The following is a 15498-nucleotide window of genomic DNA, read 5'->3' on the forward strand; positions in this document are numbered from 1 at the left end:
CTGCCGATTCGGGGCTTCTTTACTTATCAGCGGGTTAAAACCGCAGATTCAGCGAGGCCAGGAAACTGGTTTTGGCCTGCGGGTAGAAATAGTTGAAATACTGGGCCTGGCCTCCGCTCACGTAGCCGTAGGTGTAGCCGTTGTTCACGTACTCGGTGGCGAAAACGTTGTTGACGAGCACGGCCATTTCCACCTCGCGCAGGCCGGCGAAGGCGGCCGGGTGCCAGAGGTAGCGCAGGCGCACGTCCTGCACGTAGTAGGGCGCGATGCTACGGCTTGCGGTGCTGGTGTTGTCGAGGTACTGGCGGCCGGCGTAGCGGGCCAGCGCGGCCAGGCGCAGGCCGGGCAGGGCCTCGTACTCGGCGGTGTAGGCGGCGGTGAGGTCGGGCGAGAAGGCGATGTTCGTCTGCTTGAACGCGGTGGCTTTTTCGCCGCCCTGGTCGTAGTCGGTCAGGTAGTCGGTGTAGTTGTTAATTTTGTTGCGACTGGCCGTGGCCGTGCCCGTGAGGCTGAGCTTGGTGACAGGCCGCCAAGTCGCTTGGGCTTCCACGCCGGCGCGGTAGGAGTCGGCCACGTTGGTGTGGATGGGGTTGCCCACGTCATCGAGGTGGCCGCTGAGCACGAGCTGGTTGCGGTAGCGCATGTAGTAGCCGTTCAGGCTGGCCTGCACCTTTTCGGACGAGTGGCGCAGGCCGGCTTCGTAGTTGAAGAGGGTTTCGGCGGTGGGGCGGCGGTTGGCGGGCGTATCGGTGTAGTCGGTGCGGGTGGGCTCGCGGCGGGCCACGGCGAAGGAGGCGTAGGCCTGCAGGTCGGATTGAACCTGGTAGGTCAGGCCGGCCTTCGGGTTCAGAAAACTGAAGTTGATACCCTGCTGGCTTTTGCCGCCGTTGGGGCTGCCATCGGGGGCGAACAGCTCGTAGCGCACGGTGCGGTATTGCAGGTCGCCGAAGGCAGCCAGCGCATCATTGATACTCACGTTGGCGCGGGCATACACGTTGAAGTCCGTCTTGTGGGCGTTGGGCTCGTCGTAGTAGCGGGTGCCGGTTTCGGGAATGAAGGTGCCGCGCTGGGCCCAGGTCAGCTCATCGAAATGCTGGCCCCGGTAGCCCACGAAGGCGCCGCCCAGCGTGGCCTCGGTCACGCGGCCGCTGGTGGGGCGCAGCTGCAAGGCGTAGGTAGCGCCGTAGAGGTCGGTTTTGAGCCAGCGCCGGCGGATGACGTCAGTGCTGGTCAAAGTATCAAGACTACCCGCGGAATTGGGCTGGTACACCGGCCCGCGGATGCCGTATCTGGCGAAATCCTGGTTGGCCTTATACTCCTCATAGTAGCCGCCGCCGCGCGTCCAGAAGGGCGTCACGCTCAGGTTGAGCGTTTTCGTGAGCTGGCGCGAAATCAGGAACTGGTAGTAGTCCTGCTGGTAGTTGTCGGTCTGGTTTTTATAGGCCGGCAGGTGCTGGCCGTAGTCGGTGCCGGCCTCGTTGTAGCGGCGGTTTTTGTGCAGCAGCGAGTCGGCCAGGCCGTACCAGCTTTGGTAGGTGGTCTCGTAGCCCGTGAGGACGAGGGCGCGCAGCAGGGTCTTGCTATCCGAATACGTGCCGGCCAGGTACAGCGACTTCAGCCGCGACCAGCCCCGGTCGATGTAGCCTTCGCTCTGCACCCGCGAGGCGCGGGCATCCACCGTAAAGTGGCCGTTTATCAGTCCCGTACCGGCCATGATGGTCGATTTCCAGGTACCAAACGAGCCGGCCGAGTTATTGACCTCCGCGTAAGCCTTGGGCCGCAGGCCGAGGGTTTCCACGTTCAGGCTGGCCCCGAAAGCGCCCGCGCCGTTGGTGCTGGGCCCGGCCCCGCGCTGCACCTGGATGCTTTGGGTGGAGGAGGCCAAATCCGGCAAATCGACGAAGAACACGCCGTGGCTTTCGGCCTCGTTCACCGGCACGCCGTTCAGGGTCACGTTGATGCGGGTGCCGTCGGTGCCGCGAATGCGAATACCGGTGTAGCCCACGCCAGTGCCGGCGTCGGAGGTCGTGACCACGCTCGGGGTTTGGTCGAGCAGGTAGGGAATGTCCTGGCCGAAGTTGCGGGCCTGAAGCTGCTCGCGGCTCACGTTCTGGTAGGCGGTGCCGGTTTTGTCGGTGGCGCGGGTGGCGGTTACCACGGCCTCGGGCGTGAGCAATGAATAGGTCGCCAAATAGATATCCGGCAGTTGCTGAGCACTGGGCGAACCGGCGACTGTTAACGTCGCCGGCATCCAGCCCTGGAGGATTACCTGCAGTTGGTGCTGTCCGGGTCCTACCACCGGAATAGTAAAGCGCCCATCCGAACCGGTGGTGCCCACCACTTTATCATCGAGCACCACGGTGGCCTTGTTGACCGGGCCAGGTTCGCTAACGTGCGCAAAATCGGCCAAGGCAAGGCCGGACACGGGGCCTTGCGCCCATGCCGGCGCGGCGGCCAACGCACATAGCGCCGCCCCCGCAAAGAGTTTCGTTTTCAAAAAAGTAAGGTAAAAAATGGAACGCGCCGTCGCCCCAGGGGTCGGAGCGGCAGCGGAAACGTCCGCGGATTGTTTATTCCCTTCGCCGGCATTACCCGGTTCAGGTTCGATGGGTATCATCTCAGCCGATGTCGTGCACAACATCAGCACCCCTAAACAGGACGCAAAGGTACACCCGCGGGCCGCTACGGCCCTAATGCCTCGCAGCCGGCCGGCCACAGAGTAAGCAGCAGCTTGGTGGTTTGCTCAACGTCAGTTAATTTAGGGACGTCGCTCGGCACAACGCCGGGCCGGGGCCATACGTTGTATACTCCGCACCGCTTCAGCCGCATTCGCCATGTTCAGCCTCGTTTACGCCGTTGCTCTTTGCGCCTTCTTGTTGTTTGTGCTGGCGCTGCCACGCCGGCGGCGCGTGATACCGCCCCCGCCGCCCTCCGACGGCGACGACGACGGCGGCGAACCGCACGACCCCGGCCTGCCCGACCTGGACCTGCCGCCTGGTATCTCGCGCCCCATCAACGACTGGGAACCGGATTATAATAAGCGCCGGGTTGAGATTTAAGCCGTCATTGCGGCGCTGAACTGAACTAATACGCCCTGTTGCTGGCGCCCAAATACGGAATCAAAAAGCCCCGGCTCTGCTCGAGAGCCGGGGCTTTTTGATGTGGTGGTGAAGGGTTGGCGCGTTATCGGGGTGGGTGCTGCGGGTGGCACGGCTTGACGCCGCTTCTCCTTGCAGTGCCGCCTGGCGTTACCCTACTTCAATGGTGTAAGCGGCCGTAAAAATCTGGCCGGGCTCCAGGGTCAGGATGCCTTCTTTTTCGCGCAGCTCGCCGGGCTCGCCGGTGGGGCTGGCCACGCCGTGCCAGGGCTCGACGCAGACAAAGCCCGCGCCGGGCCCTTTGGTCCAGAGGCCGAGGTAGGGAAAGCCATCGAAGCGAAAGCGCACGAAATGCGCCGACCGGCGCGAGCGCAGCGTGAGGTTGGTGAAGTCGTAGTGCTTGAACACGAGCGCATCGTCGGCAAATAGCTCGTAGGTGAGCGGCAGCTCCCGCCCTTCGGTGAGGACCGGGGCCGTTTGGCCGGTGAGCAGGCCGCCGTGCAGCAGGTGGCGCTTCAGGGTAACGGGGTGGTCAAATTCAAAGTAATAGTCTTCGAACAGCTCGCCGGGCAGCAGGGGGCAGCGCACGGCCGGGTGCGCGCCAATGCTAAAGAGCAGCGGCTGGTCGGGGGCGGGGTTGCGCACGTCCCAGCGCACGGTGAGCAGCGCGTCGCGCAGGGTATAGGTAATGGTGAGCTCGAAGGCGAAAGGAAACACCGTGCGGGTGGTTTCGTCGTGCTGCAGCCGGAACACCAGCTCGGTGGGGCTGTGGTGCACCACGGCAAATTCCTGGTCGCGGGCGAAACCGTGCTGGGGCAGCTTGTAGTCGCGGCCCTGGTACTGGTAGGCGTCATCGGGCAGGCGGCCCACCAGGGGAAACAGCACCGGCGCGTGGCGGGCCCACACGGCGGGGTCGGCGGGCCACACGTACTCAAGGCCGTTGGCCGTCGTGACCAGGCTGGTGAGCTCGGCGCCGTGGGTGGCAAAGGTGGCGCGGCAGCGCGGGGTGTTCAGGGTGTAGCGGGCGGGATGGTAGGACACCTTGGGCTCTTCAACAAGGAGCGGTTGCGGGTGGGTGGCGCTATACAGCAGCTCATCCACCAAAAAGCAGGCCTGGGCGAAGCGGCGTTCTTCATCGCCGGAAATTTCGGCAAAGTTGGACATTTGCTCCCGCAGCTCCCGCTGGTAAAGGTCGTAGAACTGCTGGCGCAGGTGCGGGTGTTCGCGCAGCGGGTCGGACTGCCAGGGAACGTCTACGCCCATGAGCAGCACGAGGTCGTAGTGCTGCTGGTCGATACACTTCAGTATCCATTCGGGGCAGGAGCCGAAGGAGTGCTCGGCCCAGATTTTTATCACCAGCAGGTCGCTGTCGAAGAACACCACGCGATGGGCCCGGGCGGCGGCTTCGGCTTCCGCGGCCAACTGGCCCCGGGCTATTTCCTCGAGGTCTCCGGCAGTGTAGCGGGGCCCGGAAACGGCCAGATACTCACGGGCAAACTCGGGGGCAAAGGAGGTGCCGTAATGCGCCGCCAGCCGCATGGCCAGCGTCGATTTGCCCGTCGATTCGGGGCCGGTAAGGGAAACGCGCAGCAACTGGGTGGGGGCGGAAAGGAGGTGAAAGAAAGAGGGAAGGCGGCGGGAACCGTCAGCGAGTCATTATTGGGTGGATAATGAGGGTGCCTCGCAGCGGAGCAATCGGGTAAAGGTCGTAATGGTTTGTGATTTTGCGAGGCATTTTTTTCAGTACCCGCTTAGGTATCAGGCGGTGGCTGGCGGCGAGGCGGTGAGCGTGGTCAGCATATCGCGGCGCCACTCCCGGTAGCCGTAGGCCGCCAGCCCCAGATAGAGGGCGTAGAGCAAGCTAGTAGGGTATAATTCCTTATACCAGAGCACGGGCACGTAAATGATATCGACCAATATCCAGAGCAGCCAGTTTTCGAGGCGCTTACGGGTGAGCAGGTACTGGGCCACGATGCTGCCGGCCGTGGTGAAGCTGTCCAGGTACGGCAGCGAGGCGTCGGTATGGTGGCGCAGGTAGTAGCCGAAACCCAACGTAAAAACCACGGCAAACGCGGCCCCGGCCAGCCACTCGCGGCCGGTGGTGGGCGTCACGCCCAACTCGGTTTTGCCGCGCCCGCCGTACAGCCACTCGTACCAGCCGTACAGGCTCAGGGCGATGAACAGGACCTGGAGGTAGCAATCGGAATAGAGCCGCGCCCGGTAGTAGACGAAGATATAGAGCAGGCAGCTCACCAGGGCCACCGGGAAGTTCCAGATGGCCTCGCGCGCGGCCAGCCACACGCAGGCAAAGCCCGTGACCACGGCCACCAGCTCCAGCGGGGTGGTGGTGTGCAGGTATTGGGCAAAAGACGCGGAAATATCCAGCAGCAGGGAAGCGAACACAAGTACGGGCATGGGTGAGGGGCCGCAAGGTAAAACGCCCCGAACCTATTTTTGTCCCCTAATCCTCCCACAATGGAAAGCGCAACGCTGGAAATCAGCCCCGAAGAACTACACCGCCGCCTGCAAGCCGGCGACGACCTGCTGCTGGTGGACGTGCGCGAGCCCGAAGAATTCGACTACTGCCACCTGCCCGGCAGCCTGCTCGTGCCCCTGGCCGAGGTGCCGCGCCGGGCGCCCGAAATCCGCGCCGAAGGGCCGGTGGTGCTCATTTGCCACCACGGCGTGCGCTCGGCCCAGGCCCTGGGCTACCTGCGCCACCGCCTGGGCCGCACCAACGTGCTGAACCTGCGGGGCGGCGTGGCCGCCTGGGCCGCACGAGTCGACCCGGCGTTTCCGACGTATTAGAAATCAGTTGCTGGTGCTTCGTTGTTAGTTGTTCGTCGTCAGCTGCTCGTCGGTAGTTGTCAATTGTTTATACCCGATTGACTAGTAACGAACAGCTGACAACGAACCACCAGCAACCAGCAACTATGCCCGATTTCCCCGTTCCCGCCAGCTTTTTGACCGCGCCCGCCGCGCCTACGCTGGCCCAGCGCCTGGCCCTGCGCGAGCGGCCCGCAGGCAGCCCCATTATGCGGCAGGACTGGCGCGAGCTGCTGTTTATGCACTGGCCGGTGCCGGCCGAAATCATTCAGCCGCACCTGCCGCCCCGGCTGCAAGTCGACACCCACGACGGCATGGCGTGGCTGGCCGTGGTGCCGTTCCAGATGTCGAAGGTGCGCACCCGCATCAGCCCGCCGGTGCGCGGCACCAGCGAGTTTCTGGAGCTGAACGTGCGCACCTACGTGCACCTCGACGGCGTGCCGGGCGTGTGGTTTTTTTCCCTCGATGCCACCAATGCGCTGGCGGTGTGGGCGGCCCGTACGTTTTTCCACCTGCCCTACCTGCGCGCCACCATGCGTCTGGACATGCCCAGCGCGGACTTGCGGCAGTTCACCGCCGCGCGCACCCACGCGGGGGCCCCGCCCGCCACGTTCCGGGCCACCTGGAAAATTGGCCCGCCACTGCCGCCCTCGGCGCCCGGCTCGCTGGCCTTTTTCCTTACGGAGCGGTACTGCCTCTACGCCAGCAACAAGGCCCACACCAAGCTCTACCGGGGCCGGGTGGCGCACGCGCCGTGGCCCCTGCGCTCGGCCCAGGTGCTGCACTACGAGTCGACCCTGATTGAAAGCCACGGCCTGCCCACGCCCGAAGGCCCGCCCGTGCTGCACGCCGGCGGCCCCGTGAGCGTGGAGCTGTGGCCCATGCAACGGGTATAATGGCTGGGGCCATGGGGACTGGCCTCGCCCTTCAATTTCACAAATACAGCTCCACCATGCGCTGCCAGGCCGGGGGCGTGTGGGCTTCTTCGGCCCACACGTGGAGGTGGTTGGCAATGCCTTTGTCCCAGAGCTGCTGGCTGAGCACGAGGTTGTTTTCCAGGAAGGCATCCTCAGCCCCGACGGCCAGCGTGATGTCGAGCCGGCGCAGGTGGGAAAGGTAAAAATCGTGGTCGAGGTGGGCGATGAAGCGGTTGGGCGTGTTCAGGTACACGGCTTCGTCAATGTAGCCCTGGAACAAATCGCGGAAGCTGGCCATGGGCTGGGTCAGGTCGTAGCGGCCGCTCATGCCCACCACCCGGCCAAATAATTCCGGGTGCCGAAAGGCGATGTTGACGGCGTGGTAGGCGCCCATGCTGCAGCCGGCGGCCATCAGGCACATGTTGGGGTTGAGGCGCTGGGTGAGGGGCAGCACCTCTTCCAGAATGTAGCGCTCGTACTGCAGGTGGCGCTGAATGCGCTCGGCGGGGTGCTTGTCGGGGCAATACAGGCTTTCCGCGTCGATGCTGTCCACGCAGTAAAGCTGGAGCTGGCCGGCCTCAATCTTGGGGCGCAGCGCCTCCACCACGCCCCAGTTCTCGTAGTCGAAGAAGCGGGCCCGGCGGGTGGGAAAAAACAGCACCCGCGCCCCGGCTTCCCCAAACACAAGCAGCTCCATTCGGCGGCCCAGGGCCGGGCTCAGCCATTCGTGGTATTCGCGGTGCATCGGCAAAGCAGTTTTCAGGGGGTGGTGATAGAGAAAGATGGCGGCCGGAGCCAGCGCTACGGGGCGGGCGGGTAAAGCCGGTCGAGCTGGGCCCCGATTTCGCGTTGCCACACCGCGTAGCCCTGCGGCGAGAGGTGCAGGCCGTCGGCCTCGAACAGGGCCAGCGGCGGCTGGTCCCGCCCGTCCAGCATGGCGGCATTCACGTCCAGGTAATAATGGGGCGGCCCCGTGGCGGCTATTCGCTGGCGAATGCAGTCGTTGGCGTACGTGACGCTGGCGCGCAGATGCAGCCGCGCCGGGCTCAGCTTGATGCCAATGAAGCACACCGGAATGCCCCCCAGCGTGGCCGTGATGGAGGCCATGAGGTGCTCATAAAACAGCACCACTTCCTCGGGCGTGCGGCCGTCGCCGAGGTCGTTGTCGCCGGCGTAGAGCAGCAGCGCATCGGGCTGCTGCCGGGGCACCAGCTGCCGAAAAAACCAGGCGCAGGCCGCCAGCGTCGAACCCCCAAAGCCCAGGTTAACCGTTTGTACCTGCGGGAAGGACTGCGCCAGTCCCGGCCAGCGCGTGAACGTGGAGCTGCCGTAGAACACCACTTTCGGCCGCGCGTCGGCCATTTCCACCGGCCGTTGCGCCAGCCGCGCTACTTCATCCTCGTACCACTGCATTCGTTACGGCGTAAATCCTTTGTTGGGGCGGGGCACGCACGTTCGGCGGCTCCTATCTGCTTCAAGATAAGGCCACCGAAACGCTGCCGGCCCCTAAAGGTCGGCAGTAAGCGACGATGCCCGCACCACCCGAACGTTATGGCTAAGTGAAGGTTGAGCGGCGCCGGGCGGCAATGGGCGTAATTTTGGCCCGATGCCAACCGCCTTCGTCCTGCCGCCCCTCCCCGATTTGCCCATCCTCGCGGCGTTGCCCGCGCTGCGGGCCGCGCTGGCCGCCCACAGCCGCGTGGTGCTGGAGGCCCCGCCCGGCGCGGGCAAAACCACCGTGGTGCCGCTGGAGCTGCTGGCCGCCGAGTGGCGCAAGCCCGACGATAAAATCCTGGTGCTGGAACCCCGCCAGCTGGCCGTGCGCGGCGCCGCCGCCCGCCTGGCCCAATTGCTGGGCGAGCCCGTGGGCCGCACCATCGGCTACCGCGTGCGCCTCGACAGCAAAGTGAGCAAGGAAACCCGCGTGGAAGTCATCACCGAAGGCATTCTCACGCGCATGATTCAGGACGACCCGGCCCTGGAAGGCGTGGCCGCCGTGGTGTTCGACGAATTCCACGAGCGGAGCTTGAACGCCGACCTCGGCCTGGCCCTGGCCCTGGATGCGCAGGCCGTGCTGCGGCCCGAGCTGCGCATTCTCATCATGAGCGCCACGCTGGAAGCCCAGCGGCTGGGCCAGTGGCTGCCCGCGCCGGTGGTGTCGTCGGCCGGTTTTTTGTTTCCGATTGACACGCATTACCTCGACCCGCGTCGCGCCTCGGCCCTGCCCAACAAGCCCAACGAGCGGCTGGCCGAGCTGGTGCCCGCCCAGGTGCGCGCCGCGCTAAACACGCACCCGGCGGGCGACATCCTGGTTTTCCTGCCCGGCGTGGGCGACTTGCAGCGCAGTGCCCGCAAGCTCACGGACTCACTGGCCGAAAATATCGACCTGCACCTGCTGCACGGCGAATTGCCGCTCGAAACCCAGGACGCGGCCCTGCGGCCCGCCAAAGCCGGCCGGCGCAAGGTCATCCTCGCCACCAGCATTGCCGAAACCAGCCTCACCATTGAGGGCGTGCGGGTGGTGATTGACGGCGGCTTTGCGCGGGTGCCGCGCTTCGTGCCGCGCACCGGCTTCACCACCCTCGAAACCGTGCCCGTGGCCCGCGCCGCCGCCGACCAGCGCCGGGGCCGCGCCGGCCGCCTCGGCCCCGGCACCTGCTACCGCCTCTGGACCGAAGCCGAGCACCACAACCTGCCGGCCCACCGCCCCCCCGAAATCCACACCGCCGACCTCAGCAGCCTCGTGCTGGAAATGGCGCTTTGGGGTGCGGCCGAGCCCACCAGCCTGCGCTGGCTGGATGTGCCGCCGGCCGCCGCGTTTGCCCAGGCGCGGGAACTGCTCCTGCGCCTGGGCGCTTTGTTCAGTGACCAGTTAGCAGTGAACAGTGAGCAGTTGTCATCCAGCAACTATTCCCTGTTCACTGCTAACTGGTCACTGAAACCCACTCCCCACGGCCGGAAGCTGGCCGCGCTGGGCCTGCCGCCTCGCCTCGGCCACCTCGTAGTGCGCGGGCAGGAGCTGGGCCACGGCGCAGCGGCCGCTTCTCTGGCGGCGCTGCTGGCCGAGCGCGACCTGGTGCGCTGGGCCTCGCCCACCGACACGCGCCCCGCCCCGCCCGACCTGCGCCTGCGCCTCGAAGCACTGGCCAGCGGCCGGCCGCCGCTGCCCGGCCTCACCCTGCACCACGCCACCTTGCAGCGCGTGCGCGACGTGGCCCGCAACCTCACCGGCCGGCTGGGCTCGAAAACCAGCACCGCAACACCGCAATCCATCAGCACAGCCCCTGTCGGATTGCTCACCGCCCTGGCCTACCCCGACCGGCTGGCCCAGCGCGAGGCGCACGACCGCCTGCGCCTCGTAACCGGCCAGCGGGTGAGCCTGAATACCACCGACGTAGACCCACAGGCCACGTTTTTCGCGGTGGCACATTTGGCGGGCACGGCCTCGGCGCCGCGCGCTACGCTGGCTGCGCCACTGGGCCAGGAGGAGCTGGAGCTGGCCTTTGCCGACCAGATTACGACCACCGACGAAGTGCGCTACGACCCCAGCGCCCAGCGCGTGACCGGCCGCCGCGTGCGCCGTTTGGGCGCTTTATTATTGGATGAAAAAGTAATTGGCCAGCCTGAACCGGCATTGGTGGCCCGCGCCCTGCTGGCCTATTTGCAGGAAGCCGGCCTGAGCAAGCTAAACTGGACGGCCAGCGCCCGCCAGCTTCAGCAGCGGCTGGAGTTTCTGCGGCAGCACTTCCCCACTCCGGCCTCTTCAGACCTAACAACCGACAACGAACAACCAGCAACGAACATCTGGCCCGCCTTCGACGACGAGACGCTGATTCAGGAATTAGCCGACTGGCTCGGGCCGCACCTCTCCGGCCTCAAAACCCTCGACCAGGTGCAGCGCCTCGACCTCTGCGAGCCGCTGCTAGCGCGCCTGCCCGGTGGCTGGAGCCAGCGCCAAACCCTCGACCGTTTCGCACCGGCCGCGCTGGAAGTGCCCAGCGGCTCGCACATCACCCTGGATTACAGCGACCCCGCCGCGCCCGTGCTGGCCGTGAAACTCCAGGAATTATTCGGCCTCACCGAAACGCCCACCGTGGCTGCCGGGCGCGTGCCGCTGCTGCTGCACCTGCTGTCGCCGGGCGGCCGACCCGCCCAGGTCACGCGCGATTTGCGCAGCTTTTGGGAGAAGGGCTATTTTGAAGTGCGCAAGGATTTGAAGGGCCGCTACCCCCGCCACCCTTGGCCCGACAAACCAATGGAGCACATCCCGACCAAACTCACCAAAAAGCGGCTGGGGCAGTAGCAGAGAAGCGGGCCAGCAGAACCGGCCAATGTTAAGTTTTGCCAACTCAAGGTAACAATTACATAATACTAGGTAACAATTCCGTAACTTGAGGAGGTGAAACACCTCTTCCTGCTGCTGCTGGCTTTGCTGTGTGCCTCAGGCCCTGCCGCTTATGGCCAGGGCGGGGGTGCCCCCGTGGGCTGGGTAAAGCTGAGCCTGGATTCGCCCTTGCGCGGGCATTGGAGCCTGTATTCGGAAGTAGAGTCCCGCCAGAGCAATGCCTTGCTAACGGCCCAGCACCTGGGGCGCGTAGGCTTCCGCCTGCACGTAGGGCCCAGCTTTAGCCTGACCACCGGCTACGTGCTGGCCGCCAACGATTGCGGCCGCCCCAACGGCGCCACCGCCCCTGAGCACCGCTTCTACCAGGAAGTAGCCATTGCCGATGCCACCGGCCCGGTGCGCGCCAGCCACCGCCTCCGCGCCGAGGAGCGGTGGCTGCGCTCGTCGCCAGAAACGGCCTTCCGGTTTGCCCCGCGCCTGCGCTACCAGCTACGCCTGGTGGTGCCGCTGCATTCGGGCGGCCAGCTACCAGTAGGCAGCTTATTTATAGTAGCCGCCGATGAAGTTTTTGCGGGCCTGGGGCGGCAGGAGGGCCGCAGCTTTCTGGAAGAAAACCGCGCCAGTGCCGGCCTGGGCTACCGCGCCAGCCGTCGCACCATGCTGGAAATGAGCTACCTGCACCAAAGCCAAGCCGCTGGCGCGGCCGGAATGGCGTTGTCCCGCAATGCCGTGCAACTGAGTGTGGCAGTAGCCCTTCCCACCCACGTAGCCCTGGTGCGCCTGTAAAAAAGCCCGATTAGCGGCTCACGCCACCAGTTAGCGCATCTCGTTGTCATCCAGGAAGCTGCGGCCGTTGCTGCGCGGGGAGTAGTGCCGGTGCAGCCAGCGGCTGAGGCCGCCAAGGCCCGGCAGCAGCACCCGCTCGGTGATGTTGGCCTGGTCAAGCTTGTCGCGGATTTCCCACTTCAGGCGGGCCGGGATGATGATGCGGAAGTAGAGCTCCGGCCGGTCGGCCAGCCAGTCGTGCAGCACGCTTTGGGCCGTGCTCATCAAGGAGAAAAGTGCGTATTGATGCACGATGCGGGCGTCGAGGCTGGGCGGCTCCAGAAACAGCACGTAGGGCTCGGCCTGCAGCTCTTCCAGCTCGCGCAGGCTGCTGCTCACAGGCAACAGCAGTTCGGAGGTGAAGACGTTGGAGCCCTCCTGGCGCAGGGCCTGGCGCAGGCGCTGGGGCAGGTGCTCGGCGGCTTTCACGTAGTTCAGGGCCCAGATGATGCCATCTTCGTGGTAGGCGTCGAGGTCGTCGGTGGCAAAGTGCAGGGCCACGTAGGGCGAGTAGGTCCAGTCGAGCAGGCGCGTGGGCAGGCCGTGGTGCTGGGCCAGCGCCAGCCAGTCCCAGGTACTGGCCGCCTGCGTGGGCACGGGACTGGGCGTGTCGCGGGCATACTTGCGGAAGTTGCGCAGCAAGTGGTGCTCCAGCTGGTGGTACTCGCCGCCAAGGCGTTGCAGGCTGGTTTCGAGCTGAAAATGGCGCGAACGGCCGCCCCGGTACACAAACGGCGACCGGAACCGCCCAATGCGCGCATCCCAGGTGTCCTGAAACAGCAGCCGTTGCAGGTCTTCCCAAGAGGTAGCTTCGTAGTCGTTGGCGGATAGCGGCATGGGGCGAAGATACGCCGGTCGGCAGGCTAGCCAATGTTAAAAAACGGTCATGCTGAGCCTGTCGAAGCATCTCTACCGCACAAGTAATTTGATTTACTATTGCAGTAAAGATGCTTCGACAGGCTCAGCATGACCGTTTTTAGTAGTCGGCAACAAAAGATGCTTTCCTATTCGCCCGCCGGAAAGTCGGCCGCATTGCCCACTTCGGCGTATTGCTCCAGCTCTTTGGTGAGGGTGGCAAACTTGTCGCGGGCGCCTTTCACGGCCGCTTTGCCCAGCGGCAGGTGCAGGGGCGGGTTTTCCATCTGCACCACGTCGTACATGGCGTGGGCGGCGCGCACCGGGTCGCCGGGCTGACGGCCGCTGTAGCCCTCAATGCCGCGCAGGTTTTCGCCCACCGTGGGCTGGTAATCGTCGATTTTGGTATTGGCGATGGTCGCCGATTCCCCCGCCCATTTGGTGCGGAAGCCGCTAGGCTCGATGTTGGTGACCTTAATCCCCAGCGGCCCCACCTGCTGGCTCAGGCTTTCGCCGATGGCCTCTAGGGCAAATTTGCTGGCATTGTAGATGCCCACGCCGGGGAAAGTTTTCAGCCCGCCGATGCTGGTGATGTTGAGGATGTGGCCCGAGCGCTGCTTGCGCAGCTGCGGCAGCACGGCCCGCAGCACGTGCAAGGCGCCAAACACGTTCACGTCGAATTGCCGCTGCACTTCTTCGGCGGGCACTTCTTCGATGCTGCCCATGGAGCCGTAGCCGGCATTGTTGACGATGACGTCGAGCTGGCCGAAATGGGCCAGGGCATCGGCCACGGCCGTTTTCACCTGGGCTTCGTCGGTCACGTCGCACACCACGCCCAGAGTGCGGCCGTCGGCTTTGGCGGTAAATTCGTCGGCTTGCTCGGCTTTGCGGAAGGTGGCGACCACGCGGCCGCCCTTTTCGAGCACGTATTCGGCCAGGGCTTCGCCGAAGCCGGACGAGGCCCCGGTGATAAACCAGGTTTGGGGAGTGGAATCAGGCATAAAATCAGTCTGTGAAATGGTAGGTGCTAAGACGGGCTGAAGCAGGAAATTGTTTGCGTTTTGGGCCCGAAACATTGGCTTACTGCCTTTGCCGTACCTTCGCGCTCCGCAAATTTTTCCCTTCCCACCCACTGCTCCGTTTATTCGATGAGAAAGCTTTTCTCCCTGCTGCTGACCCTACTGGGCCTCACCGCCCAGGCTCAGGTCACGTTCAAAATCACGGCCGTGCCGGCTAACACGCCGGCCAATGCCACGCTCTACATTGCCGGCATTTTCAACAACTGGGCCCCCGGCAGCGCCGCCCATGCCCTCACCTACAATGCCACCGATGGCACCTACTCCATCACCCTGCCCGCCAGCGTGACGGGCATCATCGAATACAAATTCACGCGCGGCACCTGGGCCGCCGTCGAAACCAATGCCACCAATGGCGCGGTGTCCAACCGCAGCTACACTGTGGGGAGCAGTAGCGGGCCGGTGCTGTGCCAGGTGCTGAACTGGGAGGATTTGGCCGGCGGTACTCCCACCGGCACCTCCACGGCGGCCGCCAACGTGAGCGTGATTTCTACCACGTTTGCCATGCCGCAGCTGGGGCGCACCCGGCGCGTGTGGCTGTACCTGCCGCCCGGCTACGCCAGCAGCGGCCGCCGCTATCCGGTGCTGTACCTGCAGGACGGCCAGAACGTGTTCGACAACCTCACTTCCTTTGCCGGCGAGTGGGGCGTGGATGAAGCCCTGAACCAGCTAGCCGCCAGCGGCCAGGACCCCACCGGCTGCATCGTGGTGGCCGTGGACAATGGCCCCAACCGCCTCGACGAATACTCGCCCTGGAACAACCCGCAGTACGGCGGCGGCCAGGGCGATTTGTACGTCGATTTCCTGGTCCAGACCCTCAAGCCCTACATCGACGCCACCTACCGCACCCTGCCCAGCCGCGAGAATACCGGCATCGGCGGCTCCAGCATGGGCGCACTTATTGCCACCTACGCGGCCCTGCGCGAACCCGCCGTGTTTGGCAAAGTGGGCGTGTTTTCGCCGGCCTACTGGTTTGCCGACACCCAACTGTTTCAATACGTCCACCAGCACCCCGCCAACCCCAACACCCGCTTCTACTTTGTGAGCGGCACCACCGAAAGCACCACCATGGTGCCCCAGATGGCCGCCATGCGCGACTCACTGCGGCGCGGCGGCGTGCCCACGGCCAACCTCAACTTCAACACCCGCACCGATGGCCAGCACGCCGAATGGTTCTGGCGGCGCGAGTTTCCGGCCGGGTATTCGTGGCTGTATGCCCCGGCCACTGCCACCGCCGCCCGCCCGAGCCAACGCCTGGCGGTGAGTCTGTATCCGAACCCAGTCGCCCGGGAGTTGCGCGTGAGTTTGCCGCAAAACCTGGCCCAGGCCCAGCTCAGCATCAGCGATGTGCAGGGGCGCACGGTACTCCAAACGACTGTGCACCACGGCGAAGCCGTGGTGCTGCCGGCTCTGGCCCGCGGGCTGTATCTGTCCAGAATTGAGGCGGGCAGTGAAGTGAGCACCGTGAAGTTCATTAAAGAATAACCCCACGCCTTCTATTGACAGATTTTTAACCCAACTTCCCGCCGTACCTTTGACTGGCAAAAGGCACCAAC

General features: G+C 64.9%; 13 protein-coding genes and 1 riboswitch. Of the genes, 6 read left to right on the forward strand and 7 right to left on the reverse strand.

The features are described from left to right. Nucleotides 1–34 precede the first annotated feature (34 nt). On the reverse strand, nucleotides 35–2497 hold the full coding sequence (locus J4G38_RS07805; protein WP_210513736.1) for a TonB-dependent receptor: 2463 nt from the start codon (nucleotides 2495–2497) through the stop codon (nucleotides 35–37). A gap of 58 nt (nucleotides 2498–2555) precedes the next feature. Next, a riboswitch (TPP riboswitch) is annotated at nucleotides 2556–2661 on the reverse strand. A 173-nt stretch (nucleotides 2662–2834) separates the two neighbouring features. Here J4G38_RS07805 and J4G38_RS07810 point away from each other — a divergent pair. Next, nucleotides 2835–3059, forward strand: coding sequence for a hypothetical protein (locus J4G38_RS07810; protein WP_210513735.1), 225 nt, complete (start codon nucleotides 2835–2837; stop codon nucleotides 3057–3059). A 189-nt stretch (nucleotides 3060–3248) separates the two neighbouring features. Here the strand turns inward: J4G38_RS07810 and J4G38_RS07815 are convergent, their stop codons facing one another. Next, nucleotides 3249–4691, reverse strand: a complete 1443-nt coding sequence (locus J4G38_RS07815) for an aldose epimerase family protein (protein ID WP_210513734.1) — start codon at nucleotides 4689–4691, stop codon at nucleotides 3249–3251. A gap of 165 nt (nucleotides 4692–4856) precedes the next feature. Then, complete coding sequence (pnuC, locus tag J4G38_RS07820; RefSeq protein ID WP_210513733.1) at nucleotides 4857–5513, reverse strand: nicotinamide riboside transporter PnuC; 657 nt, start codon at nucleotides 5511–5513, stop codon at nucleotides 4857–4859. 60 nt (nucleotides 5514–5573) lie between these two features. Between pnuC and J4G38_RS07825 the strand changes: the two genes are divergently transcribed. Continuing rightward, nucleotides 5574–5906, forward strand: a complete 333-nt coding sequence (locus J4G38_RS07825) for a rhodanese-like domain-containing protein (RefSeq protein ID WP_210513732.1) — start codon at nucleotides 5574–5576, stop codon at nucleotides 5904–5906. A 125-nt stretch (nucleotides 5907–6031) separates the two neighbouring features. Continuing rightward, nucleotides 6032–6820 (forward strand): YqjF family protein, encoded by a 789-nt coding sequence (locus J4G38_RS07830; RefSeq protein WP_210513731.1) that lies wholly within the window; start codon nucleotides 6032–6034, stop codon nucleotides 6818–6820. Nucleotides 6821–6857: 37 nt separating this feature from the next. On the opposite strand, the gene J4G38_RS07835 is transcribed toward J4G38_RS07830, so the two are convergent. Together J4G38_RS07835 and J4G38_RS07840 are read right to left on the reverse strand one after the other, a co-directional pair. After that, nucleotides 6858–7586 (reverse strand): esterase family protein, encoded by a 729-nt coding sequence (locus J4G38_RS07835; RefSeq protein WP_210513730.1) that lies wholly within the window; start codon nucleotides 7584–7586, stop codon nucleotides 6858–6860. Between the two features lie 56 nt (nucleotides 7587–7642). Then, nucleotides 7643–8254, reverse strand: coding sequence for a GDSL-type esterase/lipase family protein (locus J4G38_RS07840; protein ID WP_210513729.1), 612 nt, complete (start codon nucleotides 8252–8254; stop codon nucleotides 7643–7645). A 193-nt stretch (nucleotides 8255–8447) separates the two neighbouring features. On the opposite strand from J4G38_RS07840, the gene hrpB reads away from it, so the two are divergent. Together hrpB and J4G38_RS07850 are read left to right on the forward strand one after the other, a co-directional pair. Then, a complete protein-coding gene (gene hrpB / locus J4G38_RS07845) occupies nucleotides 8448–11144 on the forward strand; it encodes an ATP-dependent helicase HrpB (protein WP_210513728.1) in 2697 nt (898 codons plus the stop codon). A 96-nt stretch (nucleotides 11145–11240) separates the two neighbouring features. After that, on the forward strand, nucleotides 11241–11972 hold the full coding sequence (locus J4G38_RS07850; protein WP_210513727.1) for a DUF2490 domain-containing protein: 732 nt from the start codon (nucleotides 11241–11243) through the stop codon (nucleotides 11970–11972). A 30-nt stretch (nucleotides 11973–12002) separates the two neighbouring features. Here the strand turns inward: J4G38_RS07850 and J4G38_RS07855 are convergent, their stop codons facing one another. Then, the gene (locus J4G38_RS07855; RefSeq protein ID WP_210513726.1) at nucleotides 12003–12848 is read right to left on the reverse strand and encodes an FRG domain-containing protein; all 846 of its coding nucleotides are present in this window, start codon (nucleotides 12846–12848) and stop codon (nucleotides 12003–12005) included. A 167-nt stretch (nucleotides 12849–13015) separates the two neighbouring features. Further along, nucleotides 13016–13867: an oxidoreductase gene (locus J4G38_RS07860; protein ID WP_210513725.1), complete on the reverse strand. Its 852-nt coding sequence runs from the start codon at nucleotides 13865–13867 to the stop codon at nucleotides 13016–13018. A gap of 147 nt (nucleotides 13868–14014) precedes the next feature. Here J4G38_RS07860 and J4G38_RS07865 point away from each other — a divergent pair, with 147 nt between their 5' ends. Then, the gene (locus J4G38_RS07865; protein WP_210513724.1) at nucleotides 14015–15427 is read left to right on the forward strand and encodes an alpha/beta hydrolase-fold protein; all 1413 of its coding nucleotides are present in this window, start codon (nucleotides 14015–14017) and stop codon (nucleotides 15425–15427) included. Nucleotides 15428–15498: the final 71 nt, after the last annotated feature.

The sequence above is a fragment of the Hymenobacter terricola genome (assembly GCF_017921975.2).
GTDB classification, from domain to species: domain Bacteria; phylum Bacteroidota; class Bacteroidia; order Cytophagales; family Hymenobacteraceae; genus Hymenobacter; species Hymenobacter terricola.

Coding starts and splice junctions, on each gene's coding strand:
- J4G38_RS07810 (WP_210513735.1), top strand. CDS start 2,835: ATGTTCAGCCTCGTTTACGCCGTTGCTCTTTGCGCCTTCTTGTTGTTT.
- pnuC (WP_210513733.1), bottom strand. CDS start 5,513: ATGCCCGTACTTGTGTTCGCTTCCCTGCTGCTGGATATTTCCGCGTCT.
- J4G38_RS07825 (WP_210513732.1), top strand. CDS start 5,574: ATGGAAAGCGCAACGCTGGAAATCAGCCCCGAAGAACTACACCGCCGC.
- J4G38_RS07830 (WP_210513731.1), top strand. CDS start 6,032: ATGCCCGATTTCCCCGTTCCCGCCAGCTTTTTGACCGCGCCCGCCGCG.
- J4G38_RS07835 (WP_210513730.1), bottom strand. CDS start 7,586: ATGCACCGCGAATACCACGAATGGCTGAGCCCGGCCCTGGGCCGCCGA.
- J4G38_RS07840 (WP_210513729.1), bottom strand. CDS start 8,254: ATGCAGTGGTACGAGGATGAAGTAGCGCGGCTGGCGCAACGGCCGGTG.
- hrpB (WP_210513728.1), top strand. CDS start 8,448: ATGCCAACCGCCTTCGTCCTGCCGCCCCTCCCCGATTTGCCCATCCTC.
- J4G38_RS07855 (WP_210513726.1), bottom strand. CDS start 12,848: ATGCCGCTATCCGCCAACGACTACGAAGCTACCTCTTGGGAAGACCTG.
- J4G38_RS07860 (WP_210513725.1), bottom strand. CDS start 13,867: ATGCCTGATTCCACTCCCCAAACCTGGTTTATCACCGGGGCCTCGTCC.
- J4G38_RS07865 (WP_210513724.1), top strand. CDS start 14,015: ATGAGAAAGCTTTTCTCCCTGCTGCTGACCCTACTGGGCCTCACCGCC.